The sequence below is a fragment of the Symbiobacterium terraclitae genome (assembly GCF_017874315.1).
GTDB lineage: Bacteria > Bacillota > Sulfobacillia > Symbiobacteriales > Symbiobacteriaceae > Symbiobacterium > Symbiobacterium terraclitae.
The window spans coordinates 73,431-99,645 of sequence record NZ_JAGGLG010000011.1 but is presented as its reverse complement, the minus strand read 5'-3'; the positions used below and the strand labels follow the sequence as shown (position 1 = coordinate 99,645).

23 protein-coding genes, 1 other RNA gene and 1 pseudogene are annotated in these 26,215 nt (G+C 69.6%); 4 read left to right on the top strand and 21 right to left on the bottom strand.

What is annotated here, in order from left to right; genetic code table 11:
* On the bottom strand, window positions 1-630 hold the full coding sequence (locus J2Z79_RS08415; protein ID WP_209466427.1) for a hypothetical protein: 630 nt from the start codon (window positions 628-630) through the stop codon (window positions 1-3).
* A gap of 140 nt (window positions 631-770) precedes the next feature.
* Here J2Z79_RS08415 and J2Z79_RS08410 point away from each other — a divergent pair, with 140 nt between their 5' ends.
* Window positions 771-1,208 carry a universal stress protein gene (locus J2Z79_RS08410; RefSeq protein ID WP_209466426.1) on the top strand — a complete coding sequence of 146 codons (438 nt, stop codon included), beginning with the start codon at window positions 771-773 and terminating at the stop codon, window positions 1,206-1,208.
* Between the two features lie 87 nt (window positions 1,209-1,295).
* Here the strand turns inward: J2Z79_RS08410 and J2Z79_RS19275 are convergent.
* The 4 genes and pseudogenes from J2Z79_RS19275 to J2Z79_RS08390 all read right to left on the bottom strand — a co-directional run.
* Window positions 1,296-1,388 (bottom strand): annotated as a pseudogene (locus tag J2Z79_RS19275) (pentapeptide repeat-containing protein); the annotation flags it as partial.
* Window positions 1,389-1,554: 166 nt separating this feature from the next.
* Window positions 1,555-1,977 (bottom strand): BrxA/BrxB family bacilliredoxin, encoded by a 423-nt coding sequence (locus tag J2Z79_RS08400; RefSeq protein ID WP_342589447.1) that lies wholly within the window; start codon window positions 1,975-1,977, stop codon window positions 1,555-1,557.
* A gap of 68 nt (window positions 1,978-2,045) precedes the next feature.
* Window positions 2,046-3,653, bottom strand: coding sequence for a glycoside hydrolase family 3 N-terminal domain-containing protein (locus tag J2Z79_RS18890; protein WP_209466425.1), 1,608 nt, complete (start codon window positions 3,651-3,653; stop codon window positions 2,046-2,048).
* Window positions 3,654-3,784: 131 nt separating this feature from the next.
* On the bottom strand, window positions 3,785-4,585 hold the full coding sequence (locus J2Z79_RS08390) for a YwiC-like family protein (RefSeq protein ID WP_209466424.1): 801 nt from the start codon (window positions 4,583-4,585) through the stop codon (window positions 3,785-3,787).
* 128 nt (window positions 4,586-4,713) lie between these two features.
* Between J2Z79_RS08390 and J2Z79_RS08385 the strand changes: the two genes are divergently transcribed.
* Entirely contained in the window at window positions 4,714-5,061 is a 348-nt protein-coding gene (locus J2Z79_RS08385; protein WP_209466423.1) for an Hpt domain-containing protein, read from the top strand.
* Window positions 5,062-5,104: 43 nt separating this feature from the next.
* Here J2Z79_RS08385 and J2Z79_RS08380 read toward each other — a convergent pair whose 3' ends face one another.
* From J2Z79_RS08380 to J2Z79_RS08340, 9 genes are all read right to left on the bottom strand, one after another.
* Entirely contained in the window at window positions 5,105-7,375 is a 2,271-nt protein-coding gene (locus J2Z79_RS08380) for a response regulator (protein ID WP_209466422.1), read from the bottom strand.
* Between the two features lie 39 nt (window positions 7,376-7,414).
* The gene (locus J2Z79_RS08375) at window positions 7,415-7,786 is read right to left on the bottom strand and encodes a response regulator (RefSeq protein ID WP_209466421.1); all 372 of its coding nucleotides are present in this window, start codon (window positions 7,784-7,786) and stop codon (window positions 7,415-7,417) included.
* 349 nt (window positions 7,787-8,135) lie between these two features.
* Entirely contained in the window at window positions 8,136-8,477 is a 342-nt protein-coding gene (locus tag J2Z79_RS08370) for a nuclear transport factor 2 family protein (RefSeq protein WP_209466420.1), read from the bottom strand.
* A gap of 340 nt (window positions 8,478-8,817) precedes the next feature.
* Entirely contained in the window at window positions 8,818-10,152 is a 1,335-nt protein-coding gene (locus J2Z79_RS08365; RefSeq protein ID WP_209466419.1) for a replication-associated recombination protein A, read from the bottom strand.
* A 23-nt stretch (window positions 10,153-10,175) separates the two neighbouring features.
* Window positions 10,176-11,330, bottom strand: a complete 1,155-nt coding sequence (locus J2Z79_RS08360; protein WP_425353536.1) for a THUMP domain-containing class I SAM-dependent RNA methyltransferase — start codon at window positions 11,328-11,330, stop codon at window positions 10,176-10,178.
* A gap of 136 nt (window positions 11,331-11,466) precedes the next feature.
* On the bottom strand, window positions 11,467-12,510 hold the full coding sequence (ltaE, locus tag J2Z79_RS08355) for a low-specificity L-threonine aldolase (RefSeq protein ID WP_209466418.1): 1,044 nt from the start codon (window positions 12,508-12,510) through the stop codon (window positions 11,467-11,469).
* 55 nt (window positions 12,511-12,565) lie between these two features.
* The gene (trxA, locus tag J2Z79_RS08350; RefSeq protein ID WP_209466417.1) at window positions 12,566-12,898 is read right to left on the bottom strand and encodes a thioredoxin; all 333 of its coding nucleotides are present in this window, start codon (window positions 12,896-12,898) and stop codon (window positions 12,566-12,568) included.
* A gap of 146 nt (window positions 12,899-13,044) precedes the next feature.
* Window positions 13,045-13,238, bottom strand: a non-coding RNA gene (gene ssrS / locus J2Z79_RS08345) — 6S RNA.
* A gap of 98 nt (window positions 13,239-13,336) precedes the next feature.
* On the bottom strand, window positions 13,337-13,687 hold the full coding sequence (locus J2Z79_RS08340) for an Hsp20/alpha crystallin family protein (RefSeq protein ID WP_209466416.1): 351 nt from the start codon (window positions 13,685-13,687) through the stop codon (window positions 13,337-13,339).
* A gap of 140 nt (window positions 13,688-13,827) precedes the next feature.
* Here J2Z79_RS08340 and J2Z79_RS08335 point away from each other — a divergent pair, with 140 nt between their 5' ends.
* Window positions 13,828-14,424 (top strand): DoxX family membrane protein, encoded by a 597-nt coding sequence (locus tag J2Z79_RS08335; RefSeq protein WP_209466415.1) that lies wholly within the window; start codon window positions 13,828-13,830, stop codon window positions 14,422-14,424.
* Window positions 14,425-14,663: 239 nt separating this feature from the next.
* Window positions 14,664-15,641, top strand: a complete 978-nt coding sequence (locus tag J2Z79_RS08330) for a DUF4269 domain-containing protein (protein WP_209466414.1) — start codon at window positions 14,664-14,666, stop codon at window positions 15,639-15,641.
* 1,082 nt (window positions 15,642-16,723) lie between these two features.
* On the opposite strand, the gene J2Z79_RS08325 is transcribed toward J2Z79_RS08330, so the two are convergent.
* The 7 genes from J2Z79_RS08325 to J2Z79_RS08295 form a co-directional block, all read right to left on the bottom strand.
* Window positions 16,724-17,170, bottom strand: coding sequence for a VOC family protein (locus J2Z79_RS08325; RefSeq protein ID WP_209466413.1), 447 nt, complete (start codon window positions 17,168-17,170; stop codon window positions 16,724-16,726).
* Between the two features lie 112 nt (window positions 17,171-17,282).
* A complete protein-coding gene (locus J2Z79_RS08320) occupies window positions 17,283-18,536 on the bottom strand; it encodes a glycosyltransferase (protein ID WP_209466412.1) in 1,254 nt (417 codons plus the stop codon).
* Window positions 18,533-19,144: a TetR/AcrR family transcriptional regulator gene (locus tag J2Z79_RS08315; RefSeq protein WP_209466411.1), complete on the bottom strand. Its 612-nt coding sequence runs from the start codon at window positions 19,142-19,144 to the stop codon at window positions 18,533-18,535. Before J2Z79_RS08315 ends, J2Z79_RS08320 begins: the two co-directional genes overlap by 4 nt.
* Window positions 19,145-19,511: 367 nt before the next feature.
* Window positions 19,512-21,194: a hypothetical protein gene (locus J2Z79_RS08310; RefSeq protein ID WP_209466410.1), complete on the bottom strand. Its 1,683-nt coding sequence runs from the start codon at window positions 21,192-21,194 to the stop codon at window positions 19,512-19,514.
* A 168-nt stretch (window positions 21,195-21,362) separates the two neighbouring features.
* Window positions 21,363-23,546 (bottom strand): catalase/peroxidase HPI, encoded by a 2,184-nt coding sequence (katG, locus tag J2Z79_RS08305; RefSeq protein ID WP_209466409.1) that lies wholly within the window; start codon window positions 23,544-23,546, stop codon window positions 21,363-21,365.
* A gap of 1,167 nt (window positions 23,547-24,713) precedes the next feature.
* A complete protein-coding gene (locus J2Z79_RS08300) occupies window positions 24,714-25,661 on the bottom strand; it encodes a S66 peptidase family protein (RefSeq protein ID WP_209466408.1) in 948 nt (315 codons plus the stop codon).
* Window positions 25,658-26,155 (bottom strand): GNAT family N-acetyltransferase, encoded by a 498-nt coding sequence (locus J2Z79_RS08295; protein WP_209466407.1) that lies wholly within the window; start codon window positions 26,153-26,155, stop codon window positions 25,658-25,660. The genes J2Z79_RS08300 and J2Z79_RS08295 overlap by 4 nt, the downstream gene beginning before the upstream one ends.
* Window positions 26,156-26,215: the final 60 nt, after the last annotated feature.

The following is a 26,215-nucleotide window of genomic DNA, read 5'->3' as shown; positions in this document are numbered from 1 at the left end:
CTACGGGTTCCAGCCGAGCAGCGTCAGGAACAGGTCGGCCGCCTGCTGGAACCGGAGCCGCTGCTCCTGCATCCAGCGGCCGCTCTGCAGCTCCAGCAGGGTCATGTAGCCCTCGCGGGCCTTGAAGCTCAGCATCAGCTCCTGGTCCTCGAGAACGCTGGCGTGGAAGGAGTAGCCGGTGGTGGGCGAGGCCCAGTCCCAGGTCATGGCGAAGCGCCGGTCCAGCTGCTCCTCATCCCTCAGCCCCCAGGCCGGGTCGAAGGCCTGCGCGACCAGGTTGAGGGGCCGGCCGGGACCCGCCTTCAGCCAGGCGGTGAACCCCACCTCCACGCTGGTGAGCCGGAAGACCTCGGCCTGGGCCAGGACCAGCGCCGCGAGGTTGTGCAGCGCCACGTCCGGCCGCACCCCCGCGATCTCCAGCCGGAAGCTGTCCAGCCGGATCAGCAGGTTGGAACCCTCTACCCCCCGCAGCTCCAGCTCCGAATCGTATATCTCCACGTCCAGCCGCTCCCGGAGGCCGGCGGCCACGAGCTGGCTCCGAAGCTGGTCGGCCAGCACCCGCAGCCGCTCGCGAAGGGAGAACAGCTCGTCGAACTCGATGTACAGGCTCTGTTCCTGCTCGGGCAGCAAACGTTATCGCCTCCATTCCCCTATTCTACCAGATGCCGCCGGTGGGTGGCTACGGAAGCGCCGGACAAACCGGCGCAGGAGTTCACGGGCCGTGTGCCGAAGTGTTCCCACAAGTTCAAGGAGACGGGAGGGAAGAGGGTATGACGAAGGTCCTGCTGGCGACAGACGGTTCCGCCCACAGCGTGCGCGCTGCCCAAGCCCTGCGGGCGCTGGCCGGGAAGGATCCCTCCGTTCACGTCACCGTCTTCCACGTCGTCCCGCTGCCCGACATCCCGAACCCGGCCGCCGCCGGCGCCTACCTGCCTGCGGCCCCGGCGCCCGACACCTACGCGGAGGTGCAGGCGTCGCGGGCGCTCACGGTCACGGTCGCGGCCTTGGGCCTCCCCCCCGACCGGGTCCGCCAGTACCACGTGATCGGCGTGCCCGGCGAGGCGATCCTGGCGGAGGCCAGGCAGGGCAAGTACGACCTGATCGTCGTCGGCCGGCGCGGCCTCTCGCCGCTCAGGGAGCTCTTCCTGGGCAGCGTCAGCCAAGCCGTGCTCCACGGCGCCTCCTGCCCGGTCCTGATCGTGCCGTGACGGCCCGCTGAACCCCGGGCGGGGGCCACCGCCTGCCCGACGTCGATGACGGCGCCGCGCACCGAAAGCCCCTTCGTTCACCCGTTCCATATTCGCACCGCGCAGGTCGGCCCCGTTCAGCCGCACCTGGCTCAGGTCAGCCCGGGTCAGGTCGCAGCTGCGGAGGTCGGCCTTTTCCATGCCCGGGCGCCCTTCTCCTGCCGCCAGGCGCCGGCGGAAGCCGCAGCCGACTCGTGGAGACGGCGGGCATCCGGCAGCGGACGGCAGGCGCGCAGGAGCGGGCGGGCGCCCTGACCGGCGCACCGCCCGCTCGATGCGAACCCGTCCCCCACGGGGACCTCCGGGGCTACCCCTGGGCCCGCTGCACGGCGCCGACGATGCGCCGGGCCACCGTGTGCGGGTCGGAGCCCTCGATCTCGCTGCGGGGGATCATGTCGACCACCTTGCCGTCCTTGAAGACGGCGAAGGAGGGCGAGGAGGGCGGGTACTCGGGGAACAGGGCGCGCGCCGCGGCCGTCGCCTCCTTGTCCTGGCCGGCGAAGACGGTCATCAGGTTGTCCGGCCGGACCTCCCGGAGGGCCAGCGCCGCCGCCGGCCGGGCGATGCCGCCGGCGCAGCCGCAGACCGAGTTGATCGCCAGCAGGGTGACGCCCTTGGCGCTGGCCAGCTTCGCGTTTACGGCGTCGGGCGTGCGGAGCTCCTCAAAGCCCAGACGGACCAGGTCGTCGCGCATCGCCTGGAAATCCGGCATGAACATATGGATGTCCACGGTACTCTCCCCTTCCGAAACATAGAGCATGACCATGTGCCCTTGAGACGCCTGAGCCGTGCCGGGCGTTACGGGGTGGCCAGCGGCAGCCGCCCCCCGGGCTCGGCCCGCCCGGTCAGCACGGCCGCGAGGGCGGCCATCATCACGGGCTCGGCGGAGCAGGTGGCCAGCCGGCCGCCGGCGCCGGACAGGAGCGGCAGGTCGCAGGGGTCGCCCAGCGCCACCGCCGTCACGGGCCGCCCCAGGCGGAGCACCTCCCGGAACAGGGCGGCCTGCCCGGGGAAGCGCCAGGCGTCCAGGCTGCAGAAGATCACCCGGTCGCAGCGCCCCCGGGCCGCGGCCAGGACGGCCCTCCGCTCCTCCTCCGCCACCTGCGGCGAGAACTGGACCGCCTTCACCCGGCAGCCGAGGCGGGCCAGGTGGGCCGGCAGGGCGACGGGCCGGCCGCGGGCGGGGTCGGCAGGGGTCAGCCCGGGCTGCAGGGGTGCGACGACCAGGACCCGGGACCGCGGGGCAAGCGGCGGCGCCGGCTCCACCGCGCAGACGGCCCGCAGGGCGATGGCGGCGGCCCGGGCCTGGTGCTCGACCAGCAGGGCCCGGTGGGCGGCCGGGTCGAAGGGGACGTCGGCCAGCGCCTCCATCCTGAGCCGGGCGATGCGCTCCCGCAGGGCACCGATGCGCGCCAGCGACTGCGCCAGCCGCTCCGCGCTGATCCGGCCCCGCAGCACGGCCTCCCGCACGGCGCGGAACGCCCGCTCCCGCGCCGCCGGGTCCCAGGCCACCAGGGGGATGTCCGCCCCGGCCTCCAGGGCCATCACGGCCGCCTCACCCACGTCCCACCGGGCGCCGATCTCCGGCGCCTCCAGCGGGTCGGTGACGATCACCCCCGAGAACCCCAGGTGGCGGCGCAGGAGCCGCTCCAGCAGGGCCGGGTTGAGGCTGGCGGGCAGGTCCGCGTGCTGGCCCCCCGGATCCAGGGGGGAGCCGGCGAGCCGCGGCACCCGGATGTGGGAGGCGCAGACCACGTCCACGTCCGCGGCCGCCGCGGCGCCGAACGGGAGCAGGTGCAGCCCCTCCAGCCGGGTGAGGTCGTCCTCGCTGACGGGCGGCCTGCCGTGCTCCCGGACGATGCCGCCGCAGCCGGGGAAGTGGCGCACGCCCGCTGCCACCCCTCCCTCCTGCATGCCCCGCACGTAGGCCACGGCCAGCTCCACCACCCGCCGGGGCTGGTCGCCGAAGGTCCGCACCCGCGCCACCGGGCCGCGGGGGGTCAGACCGATGTCCAGCACCGGCGCCAGGTTCAGGTTGAACCCCAGCGAGGCCAGCTCCCGCCCGATGATCCGCCCCGCCTCCCGCACCCGGCGCGGGTCGCCTGTCGCGGCCAGCGCCAGCGGCCCGGGCAGGTTCGTCGCCTCCCCGCCCCGGAGCGGGCTGAGGCTGCCTCCGTCGTGGTCGATGGCCAGGATGGGCGTCCCGGTGACGCCCCGCTCCCGGATGGCGGCGCAGATCTCGCCCAGGAGCGCCGCCGCCTGCTCGGGACCCGTCAGGTTCCAGGGGTTCAGGTAGACGCCTCCGAAGGGCGCCCGGTCCAGGCTCTCCCGCCACTCGGCCGTCAGCTCCGGCCCGGGGACGCCCGCCAGGAAGAGCTGGGCGATGGCCTCGTCCTGTCCCGGCATGAAAGGCTCCCCCCTCTCCCGGTAGGAATATGCCGCCGGGAGCACAGTGAGCCCAGGGCGCCGGGCGCGGGACACCCCCGCGGGCTTCGGTCTGCCCGCGGGGGTGTTGGCGAACGGCTCAGCGCGCCACGTCAGAAGGGCATCCGCAGCGCCAGCACAGCGAGGGCCGCGAAGCAGATGGTCAGGTAGACCTCAGACATCCCCACGCGGTTCAGGTTGGCCGCCCGCCCCTGCCGGGCGCGCCAGGCGCAGACCACCGCCCAGACCAGCGGCGGCAGCACGGCCAGGGGCAGCAGGGCCGGGAACCAGCCCAGTGCGGACCCCGCGACGGCCCCGGCGAGGAAGGCGAGGTGCACGGCGACCGAGATCCCGTGGAAGGCGCTGTGGCGGCGCTCACGGGCCATGGTCTTCACCCGGAAGACCGACCCGGCGAAGAAGGCGAAGCAGGCGTAGGTGAGCGCCCAGCCCCGGGGCGTAACGCCGGCGGATGCCGCCAGGTCGTAGAGCGGCGCGCCGGCCATGAGCCCCGTCACGGCGATCAGGCCGGCGACGAGCGAGCGCTGCTCCCCGTGCTGGGCGAACCAGAAGACGGAGAGCGCCAGCGCCAGCGCAACCGCCAGGAGGAGCAGCAGCTGCGGCTGGCGGAGGATCGAGGGCGTGAGGAAGAGCGCTGCCAGGAGGGCGAAGGCAACCAGCCAGAAGCGGGCCGCCTCCGGCTCGCCCTGGGCCATGCCGGCCCGGCCGGACGCGCCCCAGCCCAGCAGCACCTCCAGCGGGCCGCGGGCGGCGTAGGCCGAGAACCAGCCCAGCATGGCGTGGACGCCTCCGACGTCCGGCCCCAGCGCCATGAGGGCAACGACCGGCGGCGTGAGGAGCATCGCCCAGGCGCCGTGCTCCCGGGGCAACGGCGGGCGGCCCCAACGAACCTGCATCATGGACACCCCCAGTCAGATCTGCACGCTTGGTCTGACCAGAGTATATCACCGGGGGTCCGCCCGCCCGGTGACGCTGGTCACGAACGTGCCCGAAGCAGGAAACGCTGTGGGAAGAATGGAAACCAGTGGGTGACGGACGAAAGGAGCGGAACAGCTTCATGCCCAACATGCCTGAGTACGAGGCGCTGCGCCGGGAGTACCTGCAGGGGGTCGTCGAGCGGGCCGGGCAGCTGCGCGCAGGGGCGGAGGCGCTGCGGCGGGGCGAGGACGCGGACCTGCGGGCGCTCCGGCAGGAGGTGCACAAGCTGCGGGGGTCGGGCGGCTTCTACGGCTACCGGAGCCTCTCGGAGGCGGCGGGCCGGGCCGAGGACGCCCTGAACCTCGTGCTGGACGGCGAGCTCCCCCGGAACGACGCCCAGCTGGCCGACCTGCTCGATCAGGTGATTGCCGAAATTGAGGCGGCGGCGAAATAGCGCCGAAGGCCCCCTGCCGGAGACGCCCGGCGGGGGGCTCGTCTCACCTCTTCGCCAGCAGCGCCCGCACTCGAGCGACCACCTCTTCCTGGATCTGCGGCCCCTTGGTCAGGTGGGAGGTGGGCCCCAGCTGCAGCAGCGTCTTCTCCCCCTCGGTCAGGTCGAGGGCCGTGAGCACCAGCAGGGGGATCTGCTGCGTCCAGCGCCGCTGCCTGAGCAGCCGCACCAGCTGGAAGCCGTCCAGGTTCGGCATCATCAGGTCGAGGATCAGCAGGTCGGGCCGCTCGGCCATGATCATGCGGAAGGCCTCCTGGCCGTCGTGGGCCGTGCGCACCGAATAGCCCGACCGCTCCAGGATGACGCTGACGATCCGCCGCACGTCCGGGTCGTCGTCCACCACCAGGATCGAGGGCTGCGGGCTCCCGTCCCGACGGTCGCCCAGCACGCCCCGGATGCTGGAGAGCAGGCGGGCCTCGTCGATGGGCTTGGCCACCACGTCGGCCACGCCCGTCGCCTTTAGCTCGCGCTCCTTGCCGCCGGTGTAGGCCGAGACCACGACCACCGGGATGTCCCGGGTCGCCGGGTCCTCCTTCAGCCGGTGGATCACCGAGACGCCGTCCTCGCCGGGCATCATCAGGTCCAGGGTGATGGCGTCGATGTGCCGGCTGCGCGCGATCTCCAGCGCCTGGGCTCCCGACGTCGCACCCACGGCCTGGATGCCCTCCTGCTCCAGCGAGAGCATGATCAGCCGGACGATGTCGGGGTCGTCGTCCACCACCAGCACCGTGCGGGCGTTGACGTTCAGCGGGAGCGGGATCTCCGGCTCCGGCGGCTCCACGGGCAGGGTGAACGAGAAGGTGGAACCCTTGCCCACGGTGGACTCGACCCAGATCCGGCCGCCGTGCTCCTCCACGATCCCGCGGCAGATCGCCAGGCCCAGTCCGGTGCCGCCGGTCTTGCGGGAGGCGGCGTTGTCCACCTGGTAGAAGCGGTCGAAGATGGCCGTGGTCTGCTCGGGCGGGATGCCGGGGCCGTGGTCGATCACGTCGAAGCGCACGACGCCCTCCTCCGCCCGGGCGCGCACCAGGACCTCGCTCCCCTTGGGCGAAAACTTGACGGCGTTGGAGAGCAGGTTGTCCAGCACCTGCTGCAGCCGGTCGCTGTCGGCCATCACCCGGGGCAGCCCCTCGGGCACGTCGGTCTTGAGCTCGATGGCGCGCTGCCGGGCGAAGCCGGCCATCTCCTGCACGGCCCGCCGCACGGCCTCGTCGACGCGCACCGGCGCCGGGCGGATCTCCATCTTGCCGGCCTCGAGGCGGGAGATGTCCAGGATGTCGTTGATGAGCCGGATCAGCCGGTCGGTGTTGTTGCGGGCGATGGTCAGCAGGTCCCGGGCCTCAGCCGGGATGTCGCCGGCCGCGCCGCCCAGCACCAGGCCCAGCGACCCCTTGATCGAGGTCATGGGCGTCCTGAGCTCGTGGGAGACCGTGGCGATGAACTCGGTCTTCATCCGGTCCAGCTCGGTCTCCTTGGTGATGTCGCGGTAGACGTAGATGCGGCCGATCACCCGGCCTGCGTCGTCCTGCACGGGGGCGGCGAACTCGTGGAAGACCCGCGGCCGCTCCTCGCGGGTCTCGATGACGGTGGTCTCCAGCTCGATGGGCGGCCCGCCGTCGGGGCCCGGGTTCCACAGGAAGGCGCCGCTGGCGCCCAGGGAGCGCAGGGTCAGCGAGTGCAGCTCGTGGACCGACCGCCCTACGATCTCCTCCGCCGCCAGCCCCAGCATGTCGCCGGCCTGGTGGTTGGCCACCACGCAGATCCCCTGGGTGTCGAACATGATGATGGCCTCGCCCACCGAGTCGAGCAGCGCCCGGAGCCGCGTGGCCTGGGCGTCGGCCAGCTCCCGGGCCGACTGGATCTCCTTGAGGTTCTGGCGCAGCTGCTGCTCCATCTGCTTGCGGGCGCTGATGTCCCGGGCAATACCGACATAGGCAACCACCGATCCCCCTTCGTCCACGATCCGCGTGATCGAGACGAAGGAGTACCAGAGGTTGCCGTTCTTGTGCCGGTTGATGAACTCGCCCACCCAGCGGCCGCGGGTCCGCAGCTGCGACCACATCTCCCGGTAGACCTCGGGCGGGGTGAGGCCGGAGCGGACGATATTGGTCTTCCGGCCGATCAGCTCGCTGCGGGAATAGCCGGTGATCAGCTCGTATGCGGGGTTGACGTCGATGATGTAGGTGTCCTTGTCCGCGATGACGATGCCGTCCAGGCTGTGCCAGTAGACCTCCTGGAGAATCTTGGTGACATCCAAGCCCAAACCGCTCCTTTTCAGCCGGCGGCCGGGTTGCAGCTACGACCGGAGCATCGCCTCCAGCTGGCTGGAGAGGGTCAGCGGGTCGAAGGGCTTCACCAGGTACCCGATGGCACCCAACTCCCGTCCCTTCTGGATCTCCGACTGCTGCGCCCTGGCGCTCAGGAACACGACCGGAATCGCGGCGGTGGCCGGGTTGGCTTTCAGCCGCCGGCAGGTCTCGTAGCCGTCCATCTCCGGCATCATCACGTCCAGGAGAATCAGGTCCGGCTTCTCCTGCTCGGCTTTCTCCAGCCCTTCCTTGCCGCCGGAGGCGACGCTGACCTCGTGGCCTCCCTGGAACTGCAGAGAGAGCTGCACCATCCGCTGAATGTCGGGATCGTCCTCGACCAGCAGGATCCGAAGTGCCATACGCCCCCTCCTTTCGCCTATCGAATATGTCCGCTAATATTGTAGGCTTTGGCGTTACTTGTGTCTACTCTCTCCAGAGTAGCCGGACCGTAAACCATGGCCTTCTTGCTCATCAAGACGCCTCCGGACGTTCGCTCTCGACATTTCGACATGTGAACCCGGTCACGATTGGCGCCTGGCTCCTGTGCGGGGCGAGCCGCTCACCGGCAGCCCTGCCTGCCCTGCGGGGGGCTGTGGGGGCTCAGGCGACGCAGCCCGCAGCCGGGGGGGCCGGACGCTCCACCCCCGGTGCGGCAACCTGAAGCGGCCCCGCCGAACGGCGGGGCCGCCTCGTGCGCGGTGTCCAGGTCTAGTACCACTTGATGCGGCGGATGAGGCCGTCCCGGAAGTTGAAGACGACGCACCGGGGCAGGCGCAGCCCCTTCGCCTCCGACGTCACCTCGGCGGCAGCAGCTGTGCCGTCCACGATCACGTGCTCCACCCGGAAGGTGAGGTCAGGGTAGGTCTGCCAGAGCCAGACGAAGTAGCTGTGCACGTCCTCCTGCCCCCTGGCCTCCCGCTCGGCAGCCAGCTCCACGTCGGCTGTCATCAGGGGGGCCAGGTTCCCCGGGCAGTGGGTGTTGCACATGTGGAAGAAGCGGGTCACGGCCTGCTCGATGCGCTCGCGCTCGGTCATGACGGTCTGTGCCACGGTAGACGCCCTCCTCTCGGGGGTTGAGCTGCGGCTCTCCCGTTCTCAGCCTATCACAACGCGTCACGCGACCATATCCGCCGTTGGTGCCATCGCCGGTACCTTCCGCGCCGGACCCAGCGCGATGGACGCACGGCACCGTGCAACTGCAATACCGTCAGCATGCAGTGTGCCCGCCACACCGGCTGCCGGCCCCTCCCGCACCTGCACCCATGGCACCGTGCACCCGCGGTACCGCCGGCATGCCGTGTCCCCCGCCGCACGTGCACCTGTCGCACCGTGCACCCACGGCACCGTCAGCACGCCGTGCGCCCACACCGCATCGTCAGCGCACCCACCCTCAGCGCTGCCCGCCGTTCCCGCCCGACCGGCGCTCCCGCAGCGCCCGGGCCAGGGCCTCCTCACGCCCCAGGGGCTTCGGTTCCCAGAAGGGACCCTCCACCCCCTCGGGCAGGTAGCGCTGCGCCACCCACGCGCCGGGGTAGTCGTGGGGGTACAGGTAGCCCTTGCCGTATCCGAGCCGCTCGCCCGAACCGTAGCCGGTGTCCTTCAGGTGGTTGGGCACGGGCGGCGTCTTCTCCCGCTCCACCGTCGCCAGCGCCCGGTCGATGGCCAGGTAGGCGCTGTTGGACTTGGGCGCGCAGCAGAGGTAGACCACCGCCTCCGCGAGGGGGATGCGCCCCTCGGGCATGCCGATGAACGAGACCGCGTCGGCGGCCGCCTGGGCGATCACCAGGGCCTGGGGGTCTGCGAGGCCGATGTCCTCCGCGGCCGAGATCACCAGGCGCCGGGCGATGAACCGGGGGTCCTCGCCGGCGTAGATCATCCGGGCCAGCCAGTAGAGCGCCGCGTCGGGGTCGGAACCCCGGATCGACTTGATCAGGGCGGAGGCCACGTGGTAGTGCTCGTCCCCGTCGTGGTCGTAGACCACGGCCCGCTTCAGCAGGGCCTCCTCCGCCGCCTCCAGCGTGACCACCCGGCGGCCCTGGGCGTCGGGCGGCGTGAGCACCGCCGCCAGCTCCAGGGCGTTGAGCGCCACCCGGGCGTCGCCGCCGGCGGTGCGCACCAGGTGCTCCATCGCCTCGGGGGTGACCGTGGCGTTGTAGTTGCCCAGGCCCCGGCCCGGGGTCCGCAGCGCACGGTCCAGCAGGCGGGCCACGTCCTGGTCGCTGAGCGCTTTCAGCTCGAAGATGCGGGTCCGGCTGACCAGCGGCGCGTTCACCGAGACCAGCGGGTTCTGGGTGGTCGCCCCCACCAGCGTGATCAGCCCCTCCTCGACGTGGGGCAGGAGGGCATCCTGCTGGTCCTTGCGCCAGCGGTGGATCTCGTCGATGAAGACCACGGTCTTCTGTCCGTACTGGCCCATGCGGGCCCGGGCCTCGTCGACGATGCGGCGGATGTCCTGCACCCCCGAGGTCACGGCGTTGAGCTGCTCGAAGTGGGCGTTGACGTACTGGGCAGCCAGACGGGCGAGCGTGGTCTTGCCGGTGCCGGGCGGACCGAACAGGATGCAGGAGGGCAGCTGCCCCGCCTCCAGCGCCCGGCGCAGGAAGCGGCCGGGGCCCACCAGGTGCTCCTGGCCCACGTACTCATCCAGGTTCTGCGGGCGCATGCGGGCGGCCAGCGGCGCGCTCTTCGCCGACTCCTGGGCCGCGGCCCACGAAAAGAGATCCATGGCGCCACCTCCTTGGTCCCCGCTCAGCCTTCCGCGGAGCTTTCCTCCCCCGTCCCGGGGACGCGGCGGCCGTGGTAGGGCCCCTCGAACTGGTAGAGGTCGCACTCGATGCGACCGTTGTAGAGCTTGCGCTTCCGGTCGGCCCGGCGGCCGAAGAACCGCTCGAACCCCTTGTGCGCGGTGATCACGAAAACCGACCAGTCCTCCAGCCGGCGGGCCAACCGGCCGAGGTCGCGATAGAGCTCCTCGACGGCCTCCCGCTCCCCCATCCGCTCGCCGTAGGGCGGGTTGGTGATCAGGTAGCCGTAGGAGGCGTACTTCTCGACCTGCTGCAGCGGCCGGCGCTCCAGCCGGACCGACCGGGAGAGGCCGGCGGCCCGCAGGTGGTGCTGGGCCAGCTCCAGCACTTCGGCATCGATGTCCGAGCCGCGGATGTCCAGCGGCCGGTCGTAGTCGGCCAGGTCGAAGGCCTCCTCCCGGGCCTCCTCCCAGAGGCGCGCCGGGATCCGCCCCCAGGCCTCGGCATCGAAGGTGCGGTGCAGGCCGGGGGCGAGGTTGTGGCCGATCAGCGCCGCCTCGACGGGGATGGTGCCCGACCCGCAGCAGGGGTCCAGCAGCGGCCGGTCGGGGTGCCAGCGGGAGAGCAGCACCATCGCCGCGGCCAGCGTCTCCTTGATCGGGGCCTCCGCCGCCAGCTTGCGGTAGCCCCGCTTGTGCAGCCCCGGCCCGGTGGTGTCCAGCGTGACCGTGACCACGTCCTTCAACAGCGAGACCTCGATGCTGTACCGGGCGCCGCTCTTGGGGAACCACTCCACGGGGTAGCGCTGCCGTAGCCGCTCCACCACCGCCTTCTCGGCCACCTTCTGGCAGGCGGGCACGCTGGAGAGCTGCGACTGGTGGGAGCGGCCGTTGACGATGAACCGGCCGTCCTCGGGGATCCAGTCCTCCCAGGGGATGGCCCGCACCCCCTGGAACAGCTCCTCGAAGGTGGTGGCCGGGAACTCCGCCATCTCCACCAGCACCCGGTCCGCCGTGCGCAGCCAGAGGTTGGCGCGGCAGACGGCCAGTTCCTCGCCCGCGAACCGGACCCGCCCGTTCTCGACCTGCTGCTGGCCGTAGCCCAGGCCCTTCAGCTCCCGGGCGACCACCGCCTCCAGCCCCATCGGGGCGGTGGCGATGAGCCGGAGCCTGCCGCCCGGCTCCGGCGGGGCCCCCTCAGGTGTCGCACCCGCCTGGCCGGGGCGCGGCTTGGCGCCAGCCGCGGCGGTCTGCCGTCCGACGCCCGTCAACGTGCGTTCGTCCCTTTCCATCTGCCTACTGCGGCCCCGCCTTCACGACCTGGTCGATCGTGGCCAGGGCGATCTCCACGTCCGCCGCGGTCACGTCCTTGTGCGTGACGAGCCGGATGTGCTGCGGACCGGTGGCGTTGCAGAGCACGCCCTCCTCCCGCAGCGCCTGCACCAGGGCAGGGGCGGTCCAGCGGGGGTCGGTGACCTCCGTGAGCACCATGTTGGTCTGCACCGTGGCCATGTCGACGGCGAGGCCGGGGATCTCGTTGATCCCCTCCGCCAGCCGGCGGGCGTTGGCGTGGTCGTCCGCCAGCCGGTCGATCATCAGCTCCAGCGCGACGAGGCCCGCCGCGGCCAGCACGCCGGCCTGGCGCATGCCGCCGCCCAGGAGCTTCCGGTGGCGCCGGGCCTCGGCGATGAAGTCCCGGCTGCCCACCAGCAGCGACCCCACCGGCGCCGCCAGCCCCTTGGAGAGGCAGAACATCACCGAGTCCACCGGGGCGACCAGCTCGGCGGCCGGCCGGCCCAGGGCGACGGCGGCGTTGAAGATGCGGGCGCCGTCCATGTGCACGGGGATGCCCCGCCGGTGGGCCGCCCCGGCGACGGCCGCGATGTTCTCCGTTGGCACGACGCAGCCGCCGGAGCGGTTGTGGGTGTTCTCCACGCAGACCAGGCCGGTGCGGGGGTAGTGCACGTTGTCCTCGCGGATGGCCGCGGCCACCGCCTCGGGGTCCATGGCGCCGTTCACGCCCGGCACGGGCTTCACCTGGCAGCCGGAAAGGGCGGCGATGCCGGCCACCTCGTAGATGTAGACGTGGGCCTCCGCCTCGACGATGACCTCCTCACCCCGGCGGGTGTGGGTGAGCACCGCCACCTGGTTGCCCTGGGTGCCGGTGGGCACGAAGAGGGCGTCCTCCTTTCCCAGCAGTTCGGCGGCCCGCTCCTGGAGCCGGTTGACCGTGGGGTCCTCGCCGTAGACGTCGTCGCCGACCTCGGCCTCGTACATGGCCCTGCGCATCTCGGGCGTGGGCCGGGTTACGGTATCGCTGCGCAGATCGATCAGCCGCATTCCATTCGCCTCCATGAGAAATGAGCGACCCGCCTGGGGGTCGCCCGGTGTGGATCTATGCCAGGGCCCGGTCGATCTTCGCAGCCAGCTCCTTCTTAGGCTGGAAGCCGACGATGCGCTCCACCGGCTGCCCGTTCTTGAACACCAGCAGGGTGGGAATCGACACCACGCCGTAGCGTGCGGCCAACTCGTTGTTCTCATCCACATTCAGCTTGCCGACCTTCAGGCGCCCTTCGTAATCGGCGGCGATCTCCTCCACCACGGGGGCGATCATCCGGCACGGACCGCACCAGACGGCCCAGAAGTCCACCAGGACGGGCTCAGTCGACTGCTCCACCTCCCGGGCCCAGTTCTCGGCCGAGAGCGTAATTACCTTCTCGCTGGCCACGGCGCAACCTCCTTCATATGTAGACCCAACTAACAATCCCTATTCTACCCAATCGCAATGAGGGCTGTAAAGGCGGACGGACCCAGGGCGTCTCTAGCATACCCTGAAAAGGGCAGCGCCCCTTGCGGAACGCTGCCCTTCGCTCAGCTTGCCCCACCATGCCGTGTGACCGGTAGAGAATGAACCTGCTCCCAGCAGGTGGGTGCCCGCTCCGACGCTTTCTGAGTCCCCTGGCCACGGCTCTACCGGGGGGGCGTTCAGGCCACAATCGGATAAAGGCTCCCTTTCTCATGTGTGTTAGGTCATTTCGTACCGGTGATCACGCACATGGTCGGGAGGCCTTGATAGCTTGTGTGCTCTCTCCGGTTCTCATGATAGCGCGCCGCGCGCGTGAACACAAGCCTTGACAGCGCACGGCCCCGGCGTTATGGCCGGGGCTCATGCTTTTGTGAGCCGAACTTCCAGCTCGTCCGGCGAACGCCAGGCCATCGTCGCGGCGCCGGGCACGACCCGGCACGGCAGCGGGAACGACCGGGCCACGGCGCCCGCCGTGGCGTTGAACCGGAAGAAGCCCGGACCCTCCAGCCGCTCCTCCCGGGTGCGGTGGCCGGAGATGGCGAGGGCGAACTCGCTCACCTGCACCTGGACGGACTGCGGGTCAAGGCCCGTGGTGCGGAACCGGACCGTCAGGGAGTGGTCGTCCTCCTCCCACCACGGGGTGAGCGGCGGGACCTCGGCGCGCATCAGCTGCCGCTGCCGCCGCATGAGGTCAAACAGGGAAAGGTACATGACGGTCACCCTCCCTGGTCATCCTATGCAGGGCGACCGACATTGAACGCGAGGGCAGGAAGTCGCTATACGCTCAATGAATAATCAAATAGACTTTCGGCAACAGAAAGTCATATAAGTTGGGAAAGGAGGGATTCGGTGTGCACCAGCGGACGATTCAGGATCCGCCGCTGGCTCGATTCCTGTTCGACAGCACTTCCTCGGCCTGGATCTGGCTCCTGGCCCGGCTCTACCTGGGCTGGCAGTGGCTGCAGGCGGGGTGGCACAAGGTCACGGACCCGGCCTGGATGAACGGCGGCACCGCACTGCAGGGATACTGGACCCGGGCGGTGGCGGTGCCGGAACCGCCGGCCAAGCCCGCAATCGCCTACGGCTGGTACCGCGACTTCCTCAGCATGCTCCTGGAAGGCGGTCACTACACCTGGTTCGCCAAACTGGTGGCCGTGGGCGAGGTGGTGGTCGGCGTGGCGCTGATCCTCGGCCTGCTGACGGGCTTCGCCGCCTTCTTCGGGGCCTTCATGAACTTCAACTTCATGTTGGCGGGCTCTGCCAGCACCAACCCGGTACTCTTCACCCTGGCGATCCTGCTGCTGCTGGCCTGGAAGGTTGCGGGCTTCTGGGGCCTCGACCGGTACCTGCTGCCCGCCCTGGGCACGCCGTGGGACCGGCGGCCCGCAGCCCCCGAACGGTTCGAACCCGAGCCGGTGTCACCGGCGGATGAACGACCGCGGGTGTGACGGGACAGCCCCCGTGCGGGGGCTGTTCCTTATGTGTATCGCCGGCATTGCTCCTGTACGGCCCGCCAGCCGGGCCGCCGATGCGCGGGTCCCCATCTCCGGCCGTCCACCTGCGACGAGCGACTGCCCTGTACGTTGGCCCAGGGCCGGGGACGCCGAATCGTGTGCGTCAGTAGGACAGCAGGCCTCTCTGTCGAAGCAAACCAGATGTGACGTGCCGAGCGGGGAGGCTGGAACGGGTGATCAACTGGGTGGACCTGCGCAGCGGGACGGCCGCACAGCGGCAGGCGTACGCCGCGCTGCAGGAGCTGCGGATCATGGAGGTGCTGGCGCCCTACGATCCGGTGCTGGCGGGAACCTTCCCCCTGGACCTGAACGTCCCGGGCAGCGACCTTGACATCATCTGTGAGGTGCACGACGGCGAGGCGTTCGGGCGCACCCTGACCGAGGCGTACGGTCACCTGCCCGGGTTCGCGGTGCGATCCGCGGTGAAGCACGGCCTGCCCGCCGTCATCTGCGGCTTCCGCTACGGGGACCTCCCGGTGGAAGTCTTCGGGCAGCCGATGCCCTCCCGGGAGAACCATGCCTGGCGCCACATGGCGGCGGAGGCGCGCCTGCTTGCCCTCGCCGGCCCCGGGGCAGCGGAGGAGATCCGCCGGCTCAAGGCGGGGGGCCTGAAGACGGAGCCCGCCTTCGCCGAGTACTTCGCCCTGCCCGGCGACCCCTATGAGACCCTGCTCGCGCTGGCCGACGCGCCGGACAACGAGCTGGGCGGGCTGGTCGAGCGCGCCCGGCGCACCCGGGCCGAGTGCCTCTTCTGCCGGATCGCCACGGGCGGGGAGGCCAGCCGGGTGTACGAGGATCCGTACACCCTGGCGTTCATGAACATCCGCCAGGCGAACCCGGGGCACGTGCTGGTGATCCCGAAGCGGCACGTGGAGCAGGTCTTCGACCTGGACAGCGACCTGGCCGGCCGCCTCGGCCAGACCATCGCCGCCGTGAGCCGGGCGATCCGGGCGGCGTTCGGGGTGACCGATCTCAACGTGTTTCAGAACAACGGCGAGGCGGCTGGTCAGGAGATCTACCACGTCCACTTCCACCTCTTCCCCCGACGCCCGGGGGACGGACTGTTCCAGGTCTACCCGGGGCACCTTCCGCCGCCCCAGCCCCGCGCTGTCCTCGACGACCTGGCCGGGCGCATTCGGGCGGAACTGTGACAGGAACTTCAGCCGACAGCCCAGGGACCGGAAGGCGCCGGGCTGTCGTTCAGACGTGAAGTGGCAGAAATCCGCAGAGTGCTGCGCTGGAGGCTGCGGGAAAAGTGACACTTCACGTGTCAAGTGTCCCGGGCTCAGCCGGCATCCGGGGTCCGGGGAAGGCACCGGGCGGTCGTTCACACGTAAAGTGGCAGAAAATCCGCAGGGCGCTGCGCTGGAGGCTGCAGAAAAGTGACACTTCACGTGTCAACTGTCCCGGGTTCAGCTGGCAACCGGGGACCGGGGAACGCACCGGGCGGTCGTTCAGACGTGAAGTGGCAAACAATCCGCAGGGCACTGCGCTGAAGGCTGCGGAAAAGTGACACTTCACATGTCAAGTATCCCGGGTTCGCCGGCATCCGGGGACCGGGGAAGGCACCGGGCGGTCGTTCACACGTAAAGTGGCAGAAAATCCGCAGGGCGCTGCGCTGGAGGCTGCAGAAAAGCGACACTTCACCTATCAATTAGCCCGTGGCCAGCCGGGATCCAACGACCTGGAAAGGCGCCTGCCAGTCGTTCAGACGTGAAGTGGCACAAAATCCGCAGGGTGCTGCGCTGGAGGCTGCGGAAAAGTGACACTTCACGTGTCAACTGTGCCGTGGCTTGCCGGGATCCAACGACCTGGAATGGCGCCGGGCGGTCGTTCACACGTAAAGTGGCAGAAATCCGCAGGGCACTGCGCTGGAGGCTGCGAAAAAGTGACACTTCACGTGTCAAGTATCCCGGGTTCAGCTGGCATCCGGGGACCGGGGAAGGCACCGGGCGGTCGTTCAGACGTGAAGTGGCAAGAATTCAGCTGGCATCCAGGACCCTGGGAAGAGGCCGGATGGTCATCCAAGAACGTGCAGCGGCTCCGGATCGTCGTCCAGACGTAGGGTAGCACGATGCCGCGGGGGCTCGCGTCAGAGGCTGGGGACGGGTACTACTTCATTCTTCGAAGGTCCTGAGTCCGCCAGGGTCACAAGCGCGCACAACTGATCGGGCTGGTCGGCACAAGGCCGGCCAGCCCGATCGCATCAGCACCGTTGTCTCCCCGGCGCCTCTCATTCCACCCGCGGCCACGTCGCCTCCAGCAGGATGCCGTGCGGGTCGAAGAACAGCATGTTCTGGATGGGGCCGATGGTACCGGTGGGCGTGACCTCCACGCCATGCTCCCGCAGCCGCTGCCGCAGCGCCTCGGCGGCCCTGGCATCGGGCAGCGAGAAGGCGATGTGCTGCAGCGCGCCGGGGATGAACCCGCCCTGCTGGAGCTGCTCCATCGTCAGCCGGTGGATCTGGGCGGACGGGTTCTCGAAGAAGTGCAGGCCCCAGGTCTGCACCGAGTCGCCCGGGCGGATGAAGCAGTGCCGCTGCGGCAGCACACCCCCGCCGACGCGGATCTCACCGACCTGCATCCCGAGCACGCCGCCGTAGAAAGCAATGGTGGCGTCCAGATCTGGGGTGACCAGTGCGATGTGGTGGAATCCCTCCCACGGAATCGGTTGACTCATCCTCTACTCCTCCTCTGCGTACCGCTGGACGACGGGCTGAGCAGGCCGTCCCTCCGGGCGAAGATGCCATCTCCACCGCAGCCCCCGCGCCGGCCTCACGTTCGACCAGCTTTCATCCGGCCAGTGCACCGACCCGCCGCAGGATCTCCGCCACCGCTTGTGCGACGCCGTCCTCCGCCCGGATCGCCTCGCCCAGGGCGGCGGCCCGGCGCTGCATCTCCGGGTCTCCGGTCGCGGCCCGAACCGCCTCCGCCAGCCGCTCGGCGGTGAGCTGCCTCCGGGGGATCGGGGCGGGGCCGACGCCCAGCCGGTGCACGATGTGGCCCCAGAACGGCTGATCCGTCGTGGCGGGGCAGATCACCGTCGGCCTGCCTGCCGCCAGTCCTGCCGCGGTGGTGCCGGCACCGCCGTGGTGCACGACGGCGGCCATCCGGGGGAAGAGCCAGTCGTGCGGGGCACCGGGAATGGCCAGGACGGTGTCGGAAAGGGGCGCAGGAGCCTCGCCGGTCCCGGTGGCCAGGACTCCCCTCATCCCGGCCCGGGCCAGGGCAGCGACGACCATCCGGTTGATGCCCTCCCGGTCGATGCCGCTCATCGACCCGAACCCCACGTAGACCGGGGGCGGGCCCGCCTCCAGGAAGGCGGTCAGGGCAGGCGGCGGCGCCCACTCCCGTGCCGGCCGGGGGAACCAGTAGCCCGTGACGATCGCCTCCGGCGGCCAGTCGGCCGGCGGGGGCACCACGTGCCGGCTGAAGGCGTGGAGTACGGGGACCGGCCGCCCGCGGTGCGTGTACTCGCCCTCACGGCGCGGGCCGAGGCCGAGCCGGGTCCGGCGCCACTCGTCGATCATCCCCCGGAACGGGCGGCTGCCCGACCGCACGGCGTAGTACGTGAGCCGGTTGAGCGGGCCGCCAAGGCTGCGTCCCACGAAGGCCGGCGCCGGAAATGCCGCAGTCGGCACCACCACCGGAACCGGGGCGCCGATGAAGCAGGGCACCCCGAGTCGCTCCGCCAGGTGGACCCCCGCCAGCGCCTTCGGATGATAGATGACCGCCCCGGCCCCCTGCGCCGCCTCCCAGGCGTCATCCAGCATCCGGCGCATCATGGGGAAGACGGTCTGCCGGAGCACCTGCACCATCTTCACCGGGTTTCCGCCCAGAGCCGCCTTCCCCTCCGGCGATTCCAGCAGGGCCGCGTAGTCGCTCCCCATCGGATGAAAGCTGACCCCGTGACCCCGGGCGAACGGTTCGAAGCTGCCGGGCGCCGCCAGCACCGCCTCGTGACCGGCGCCGGCGAGGCCCTGCGCCAGGGCGACGAAGGGCTGGACGTCTCCCCGGGTTCCGGTGGCCAGGATGACGAACTTCATCGACCGGGCCCCCTCGTGAGTCCGGATGCGACGGCGGTGACCAGTGCGGCCATCACCGCCGGGTAGCGTTCCGCACCGATGGTCTCCCGGTGCAGGCTCAGCAGCGTCACGGCCTGGATGACGCCGGCCAGCACCTCGGGGTCCCCGTCCACCACTTCGCCCCGCGCCTGCGCCTGTCGGATGTATGACGCCAGCGGCTGCGCCACGCCCTTCAGCTTCGCGCTGAAAGCCTCGCGCGGGACCCGGCGGGCCACCATCGCCAGCTCGTCCGGGTGCGTCAGGAGGCGCCGGGTCAGCGAGTTGCTCTCGTAGACCGCCAACAGCCGGGTGAGGAACTGGGCGATGGCCTCCCTAGCCGGGAGTCCGGCCGAGAGCGCCGGCATGACCTGCTGCTCCACGCCTGGCGCCTCTTCGGCCAGCAGTTCCAGGTAGAGGGCCTCCTTGGAGTCGAAGAAGGCGTAGAACGTGCTCTTGGCGATGCCGATGGGGCGGACGAGATCCTCCAGGGTGGTCTTCTTCAGGCCCACCGTGGTGAAGAGACTGCGCCCCGACTCCAGCAGCTGCCGGCGGATGGAGGCGCGCTCCTCTGCGGTGAACGGGGTAGGCAAGGGCATCAGCCTCCCATTCTGTGAACGAAAATCCGTTTTGGTTTTTGGTTTTATCGTACGACTGGAGGATCGAGGTGTCAAGTGCCGGCCGGCCGGTAAAGGGCGTTCGTAACCGTGCGCTCATCAGGGAGGCGGGGCCGGCGCACCAGGGCGTGCAGAGTACGGGATGGACCGCACATCACCGCGCACGGCAAAGGGGGTGCGCAGCGCCGTGCGTGCAGCACGGGAACGGCCTGCGCACCCGTGCGTCCAGAAAGGGAAAGGGCAGCGTCCAGAACGGGAAAGGGCATGCGCACCCGTGCGTCCAGAACGGGAAAGGGCCTGCGCACCCGTGCGTCAGGCACGGGGACAGGCCCTTCCCATTCCGTCATGCGCTTGTCTCCAGGTACCGCTGCACGAGCGCCACCGTCTCGGCCTCGCTCTGCTTCGCCTCCCTGAGCAGGGGGACCAGCGCGGCTGCCTGCTCGGCGCTGACCGGCGCCTCCAGCGGCGACGGGTCAGACAGGTCCTGACCCAGGACCTTCATCATGCGCCCGTAGATCTCGGCCGTGCGGCGGAAAGCGTCCGCCGCCGGCTTCAGTGCAGGATCCGCCCCGGCCAGGTGGGCGACGTAGCGGGCGGCGCACTCCCTGGCCTCGGTGTAGACGAAGGTGGCGTACCGGCAGCCCGTCCCGCTGAAGCCCTCGGTCTGCAGCCCCTGGATCCAGTTGTCGTAGGCCAGGAGCCCCGCGCGGTACCCCGGGGCGATGTGGCCCGGACGGTCCATCAGGTCCACGTAGTGCTGCAGGGCGCTGCGGGCCGTCTGCCGCTCGTCGGTGGGCACCCGCTCCAGCATGATCTGGTAGTGCAGGACCGGCGCGCCGGGGAAGGTGCGCCCGATGTTCTCGTACAGGATCGGCCTGCCCCTGGAGCCCCAGCAGCCGCTGGTCAGCAGCACGCCGTCCTCGTCGTCGTACCCGTGGACCACCCCAAACTCGCCGGTGTCCACGCCCCAGAGCACCACGCCGACCCCGTTGTCGATCGACTCCCGGATGTTCACCACTGCCCGCCGGCAGGCCGCGTCGTAGGTGGGGGTTCCGGGCAGCGCCTGGTACACCTCCGACAGGACGCCGATGCGGCTCATCGCCGCCGAGTGGGTGTTCATCCAGTCGTACACGGTGACCGAGCTGATGCAGCAGGTCTCGTGCATCACCAGGTGAAACGCCATGCCGGTCTCGCCCATCAGCCGCCAGTACTCCCACGGCCCCATGCCGGCGGCGTCCAGGACGCCCTGCACGGCCCCGACGTAGCTCATCCAGCCCTCGACGAACCGTGCGCCAACGGCGCCGCGCCTCTTCTCCATCGCCATTCTCCTCTCCGACTTGCTGCCCGGAGCCATCCCGGGCTCCTGAGACAGGTTTACCGCCGCTGGTGTGACGTGGCGTGTCATATCACGGTTGTCGGCCACGATTCGCTCGGCCCGGACCCTCAAGCGCTCCCGCAGCCAGCGGGGCGACTCGATGCGACAACCCGGGGCGTCCCAGAGGGCGCACAGGAAGGCGTCGGGGTCGTGGAACTCAACGATCAGCTTCCCGTCAGGCGCCCTGCCCCGGTAGAAGGGTTGCAGCGGGGCGGGCCGCGAAGGCCCGGCGAGGATTGCCCGGTACGGGACCAGCGGCAGGGGCTGCTCTGCGCCCCGGGCGGCGCGGGCGGGGGCCGAGCCGAGCCCGCTCAGCCGGCGGAAGAGCCCGGCCAGGTCGGCGTAGACCGGCCCCGCATCCCTGTCGTGCTCGGCGACGGCTTCGTAATACCGTGCGAGGTGCCCCAGGGCAGCCTGCTGGGTCTCCGTCACGTAAGGACCCGGCAGCACAAAAGGGGACTCGCCGTAGGTGAACCCTCGGTGCGCAGCTGAGTAGACCAGGGGTGCACCCAGCGAGTCGCGCATGTACTCGAAGTCGCGCAGCGCCTGGCGGTGCGAGATGCCGAAGGCGGCGGCCAGGGTCCTGGCGTTGGGGTAGCGGCCGGCGCGGACCTGTGCGTCAATCCAATGGAGGCGGTGGAGCTTGGGCATGGCACATCACCCTGGTGGCTGAATACGCCGGATGATGTCCGCCTTCCTCCGCAGCGGGGGAAAGCCTCGCTGCGGGCGTGCACACACGCGCGCGTTCCAGCGGGTGGCGCAGACAGTGCCCGGCCGCCCGGGCGGCGGAACCGCCCGGGCGGCCGGGTCAGTGTGGGGTTACTGCTTCACCAGCAGATCGAAGCGGTCGAGCATCATCACCTTGTTCCACGCCTTGACGAAGTCGTGCACGAACTTCTCCTGGGCATCGGCGCTGGCGTAGACCTCGGCGATGGCCCGCAGCTGCGAGTTGGAGCCGAAGATCAGGTCGACCCGGGTGCCCGTCCAGCGCAGCTCGCCCGTCGCCCGGTCGCGGCCCTCGAAGACGTTGGGATCGTCGGTGGCGTTCCACTTGATGCGCATGTCGAGCAGGTTGACGAAGAAGTCGTTGGTGAGGGCGCCAGGCCGGTCGGTGAAGACGCCGTGCTTGGAGCCGCCGTGGTTGATGTCCAGCACCCGCAGCCCGCCGATGAGCACCGTCATCTCCGGTGCGGTCAGCGTGAGCAGCTGAGCCCGGTCCACCAGCAGGTGCTCGGCCGGCACGTCGAAGTTCCCCTTCATGTAGTTGCGGAACCCGTCGTGCACCGGCTCCAGGACCGCAAAGGACTCCACGTCGGTCTGCTCCTGCGACGCGTCCATCCGCCCGGGGCTGAAGGGCACCGTGATCTCGAATCCGGCGTTCTTCGCCGCCTGCTCGATGCCGGCGCAGCCGCCCAGGACGATCAGGTCGGCCAGCGAGACCCGCTTGCCGCCGGTCTGCCTGCTGTTGAACTCGTGCTGGATGCCCTCCAGGGTCTCCAGCACCGGCCGCAGCTGGTGCGGCTCGTTGACCTCCCAGTCCCGCTGCGGCGCGAGCCGGATGCGGGCGCCGTTGGCGCCGCCCCGCTTGTCGGAGCCCCGGAAGGTGGAGGCCGAGGCCCAGGCGGTGGCGACCAGCTCCCGGATGGACAGCCCCGTGGACAGGATCCGCGCCTTGAGGGCGGCGATGTCAGCCTCGTCGATGAGCTCGTGGTCGCAGAGGGGGATGGGATCCTGCCAGATGAACTCCTCCTTGGGCACTTCGGGGCCCAGGTACCGGGTGCGCGGGCCCATGTCGCGGTGGGTGAGCTTGAACCAGGCCCGGGCGAAGGCGTCGTGGAACTCGTCCGGGTTCTCCAGGAACCGGCGGGCGATCTTCTCGTAGACCGGGTCGAAGCGCAGGGCGAGGTCGGTGGTCAGCATGCCCGGAGCGTGCCGCTTCTCGGGGTCGTGGGCGTCGGGCACCGTGCCGGCCCCCGCGCCGTGCTTCGGCCGCCACTGCCAGGCGCCGGCCGGGCTCTTGGTCAGCTCCCACTCGTAGCCGAAGAGGTTCCACAGGAAGTTGCTGGTCCACTTGGTCGGCGTGGAGGTCCAGGTGACCTCGATGCCGCTGGTGATGGTGTCGGCGCCCTTGCCGGTGCCGTGCCTGCTGATCCAGCCCAGCCCCTGCTCCTCGATCGGGGCGGCCTCGGGCTCCGGACCCACCAGGGAGGCATCCCCGGCGCCGTGGGTCTTGCCGAAGGTGTGGCCGCCGGCAATCAGGGCGACGGTCTCCTCGTCGTTCATCCCCATGCGCCGGAAGGTCTCGCGGATGTCCCGGGCGGCCTTGAGCGGATCGGGCTCGCCGTTGGGCCCCTCGGGGTTGACGTAGATCAGGCCCATCTGCACGGCGGCGAGGGGGTTCTCCAGCTCGCGGTCGCCGCTGTAGCGCTCGTCGCCGAGCCACTCCCGCTCCTTGCCCCAGTAGATGTCCTCCTCGGGCTCCCAGACGTCCGCGCGCCCGCCGGCGAAGCCGATGGTCTTCACGCCCATGGACTCCAGGGCGACGTTGCCGGCGAGGATCATGAGATCGGCCCAGGAGATCCTGCGGCCGTACTTCTGCTTGATCGGCCAGAGCAGCCGGCGGGCCTTGTCCAGGTTGGCGTTGTCAGGCCAGCTGTTCAGCGGCGCGAAGCGCTGGGTGCCGGACTCCGCCCCGCCGCGCCCGTCGCCGATGCGGTAGGTGCCCGCGCTGTGCCACGCCATGCGGATCATCAGCGGGCCGTAGTGGCCGAAGTCCGCCGGCCACCAGTCCTGCGACTCGGTCATCAGCTTGCGGAGGTCCTCCTTCAGCGCCCAGTAGTCGAGCTTCTGGAACTCCGCCCGGTAGTCGAAGTCCTCGCCCATCGGGTTCGACTTGGACGAGTGCTGGTGCAGGATCCGCAGGTTGAGCTGGTTGGGCCACCAGTCCTGGTTGGTCGTGCCCCGGTGGGCCCCCGTCGCGGGGCACTTGCGCTCCTCGCTCATGGTGTTTCCTCCTCTCTACGGGCTCGGTATTCTGAACAGAGCCACTAGGAATAAGATTCGACGCACCCCAGGCGAATGCCTGCAAATTAGTCTCATTCTAAGTTAAAAATCCGCGGGAAAAATGCGCCCGGCCCCGCGTGGACAGGACCGGGCGCGATGAGATGACTTGCGTCAATCTTCCCATCTAACGAATGCATACTGCTGTATTTCGTACTCAGACCACAGGTAGTCACCCCATGCCAACCAAGATTCGATATCGTCGCGATTGGCAAGTAGATCCTGTGGGTAGGGAAGAGCATCATCATCTTGAGTTGGCTCCAGTAGTTGTCGAAGAGTGGACTTAGCTTCCTCTCTCAATATGAGTCGCTGCTGTCCGGCAGTGTTGCTAAGGAGGTCATCAAGCCACCGATCAAGTTTCATGGGTTCCTGAGTGACCTGCTCGGGCGAGTGAAAGCAGATCTCATTTCCAGTAGGCAAGAAACTGTAGCAGTGATCTGCCGTAGTCACAGGCTTGTGTGGAGGAATGCTAACATGTTCGCTTAGGATTGGAATGTTACTGAAGCTAGCTGTCCCACCATCCATTATGACTACACCGCCCAGAGAGACAGGCACCAGCGTTCCGAACCTGGTCCACAGCCTCAGAGCGCAAAGATACATATGAAAACGATATGCCTCTCGCTCCAAGAATAAGGGGCAGACGTATGCCGCATCGCCAAGTCCCCAGCGGACCAGACGCTGGCGCAACCGGTACAGGATGTTATGTTGATAGTCTGCCTGACCAGTCCTCTTGTTTCGCAGCTCAAAGAAGAAGGTCTGAGGCATTGTCGTAAGGGGGGGATTTAGTCGCTTGCGATCAAGAACAACCTTCGCGCGGCTATCGCCAGGGTAGGCGGATGGTCTCTTGAACTGCATGTAGAACGGCATGAAACCCGTGATTCGGGCGTCCGCACCCAATCTTCTTTCCCAACGTCGACTGAATAGTTCCACCGTCAGCCCACAGTGCGGGAAAGATGCCACCGCAAGATAGCTGTCAATGACGAGAGCTACTGTATCCTCCGTGAAGTCCGCTTCGAGTCGTCTACCCCGTTGTCGAGGTCTTGCCATCCCAAGCAACCTCCGTTGATACATACAGCGTCTGATCTTCGCAACGTTGAAACAGACCGACCGTCAGACCACCGCACCCTCTTCCAGCACCAGCCGCCCGTCCTGAATGGACGCCATCGACCCGACGGGCAACGTGACGTTGGGCACGCAGTGGCCGAACGCCTCGGTCTGGCAGACGGGCAGGTCCAGGTCGCCCAGCGCCTGCTCCACGGCCAGGGCCAGCCTCTCCGCCGGCGAGGACCGGTCGGGGAAGCAGCCCTCCATGTGCCCGAAGAGGATGGCAGCCACCCCGTCCAGCGCCCCCGCGAGCCGGAGCTGGGCCAGCCCGCGCAGGACTGCCGATGTGGCCAGGTTGACCCCCTCCAGGAAGAGGATCGCCCCGTCGGTGTCGGGCCAGTAGGGCGTGCCCAGCAGGTGGAGCATGCAGTTCCAGGAGCCGCCGACCAGCCGGCCGCGCACGGCGTCGCCCCGGCTCCCCTTCACCACCCGGACCTCCCCCGCCCACTCGGGCAGCGGTCCCGGGGGTCGCGGATCGGTCAGCACCCGCAGCAGGTGGGGCCCCTCCTGCTCGGCGTCAGGCGAACCCAGACCCTCGGCCAGACAGGATGCGTGGAAGGTCACGAGTCCGGCCCGGCGGAGCAGCGCAGCCTGCAGAATAGTGATGTCGCTCATGCCGATGAACGCCTTGGGGTTGCGGGCGACCAGGTCGTAGTCGAGCCCGTCCACCAGCGTGATGGCCGTGATCCCGCCGGTGGCGCAGAAGATCGCCTTCACCGCGGGGTCGGACCACATGGCGTGCAGATCCGCCAGCTGCGCCTCCCGGCTGCCGGCCCGGACCCCGACCCGGCCCCAGAGGTGCTCCCCTGTACGCACACGGAACCCGAACGCCTCCAGCCGCCTGATCGCGGCCTCCACCTCCTCCCGGCGGGTCACGACCGGGCTTGACGGGGCGACGACGCCCACCAGGTCGCCGGGGCGGAGACGGGGAGGCTTGATGACGCGCCTGCTCATGGCCGGATGCGGGCCATCACGTACGAGTCCACGTACTGGCCGTCGCGGAAGGCGTTCATCCGCTTCCGTCCCTCGATCACGAAGCCGAGGGACTCGTAGAGCTTGATGGCCCTCTCGTTGTCGGTGTACACCTCAAGCTCGATGCGCAGGATGTTGAGCCAGCGGTCCGCCGCGTCGATCGCGGCGGTCAGCAGCGCCCTGCCGATGCCGCGGCCCTGGTAGGCGTCGTGGACGGAGATGCCGAGAACGGCTACATGCGCGTTCCGGGGCCGCCGGCTGCGGTGCAGCCCGAGGTTGCCGACCACCTTGCCGTCCACCTCGGCCACCAGGACGTAGTCGTAGTTGGGGTCGTTCCCCTCCAGGCGCTTCCGCCACGACTCCGGGGTCGTGTGCGGCAGCTGCAGCGTCCCGTAGTAGACCTGCGGCTGCGTCATGATCTCGGCGAAGGCCTCCGCGTCGGACGGCCGGGCCATGCGGATGCGGATCTCGTCCATCGATTCCCCTCCCGTCGCAGTGTGGGGGACCTGTGCTGCCTTGCGCGCCTCTCGCCTGAG

Coding starts and splice junctions, on each gene's coding strand:
- J2Z79_RS08365 (WP_209466419.1), bottom strand. CDS start 10,152: ATGGATCTCTTTTCGTGGGCCGCGGCCCAGGAGTCGGCGAAGAGCGCG.
- J2Z79_RS08320 (WP_209466412.1), bottom strand. CDS start 18,536: ATGAAGTTCGTCATCCTGGCCACCGGAACCCGGGGAGACGTCCAGCCC.
- J2Z79_RS08410 (WP_209466426.1), top strand. CDS start 771: ATGACGAAGGTCCTGCTGGCGACAGACGGTTCCGCCCACAGCGTGCGC.
- katG (WP_209466409.1), bottom strand. CDS start 23,546: ATGAGCGAGGAGCGCAAGTGCCCCGCGACGGGGGCCCACCGGGGCACG.
- J2Z79_RS08310 (WP_209466410.1), bottom strand. CDS start 21,194: ATGCCCAAGCTCCACCGCCTCCATTGGATTGACGCACAGGTCCGCGCC.
- J2Z79_RS08300 (WP_209466408.1), bottom strand. CDS start 25,661: ATGAGCAGGCGCGTCATCAAGCCTCCCCGTCTCCGCCCCGGCGACCTG.
- J2Z79_RS18890 (WP_209466425.1), bottom strand. CDS start 3,653: ATGCCGGGACAGGACGAGGCCATCGCCCAGCTCTTCCTGGCGGGCGTC.
- J2Z79_RS08375 (WP_209466421.1), bottom strand. CDS start 7,786: ATGGCACTTCGGATCCTGCTGGTCGAGGACGATCCCGACATTCAGCGG.
- J2Z79_RS08325 (WP_209466413.1), bottom strand. CDS start 17,170: ATGAGTCAACCGATTCCGTGGGAGGGATTCCACCACATCGCACTGGTC.
- J2Z79_RS08390 (WP_209466424.1), bottom strand. CDS start 4,585: ATGCAGGTTCGTTGGGGCCGCCCGCCGTTGCCCCGGGAGCACGGCGCC.
- J2Z79_RS08295 (WP_209466407.1), bottom strand. CDS start 26,155: ATGGACGAGATCCGCATCCGCATGGCCCGGCCGTCCGACGCGGAGGCC.
- J2Z79_RS08340 (WP_209466416.1), bottom strand. CDS start 13,687: ATGTACCTTTCCCTGTTTGACCTCATGCGGCGGCAGCGGCAGCTGATG.
- ltaE (WP_209466418.1), bottom strand. CDS start 12,510: ATGCGGCTGATCGATCTGCGCAGCGATACCGTAACCCGGCCCACGCCC.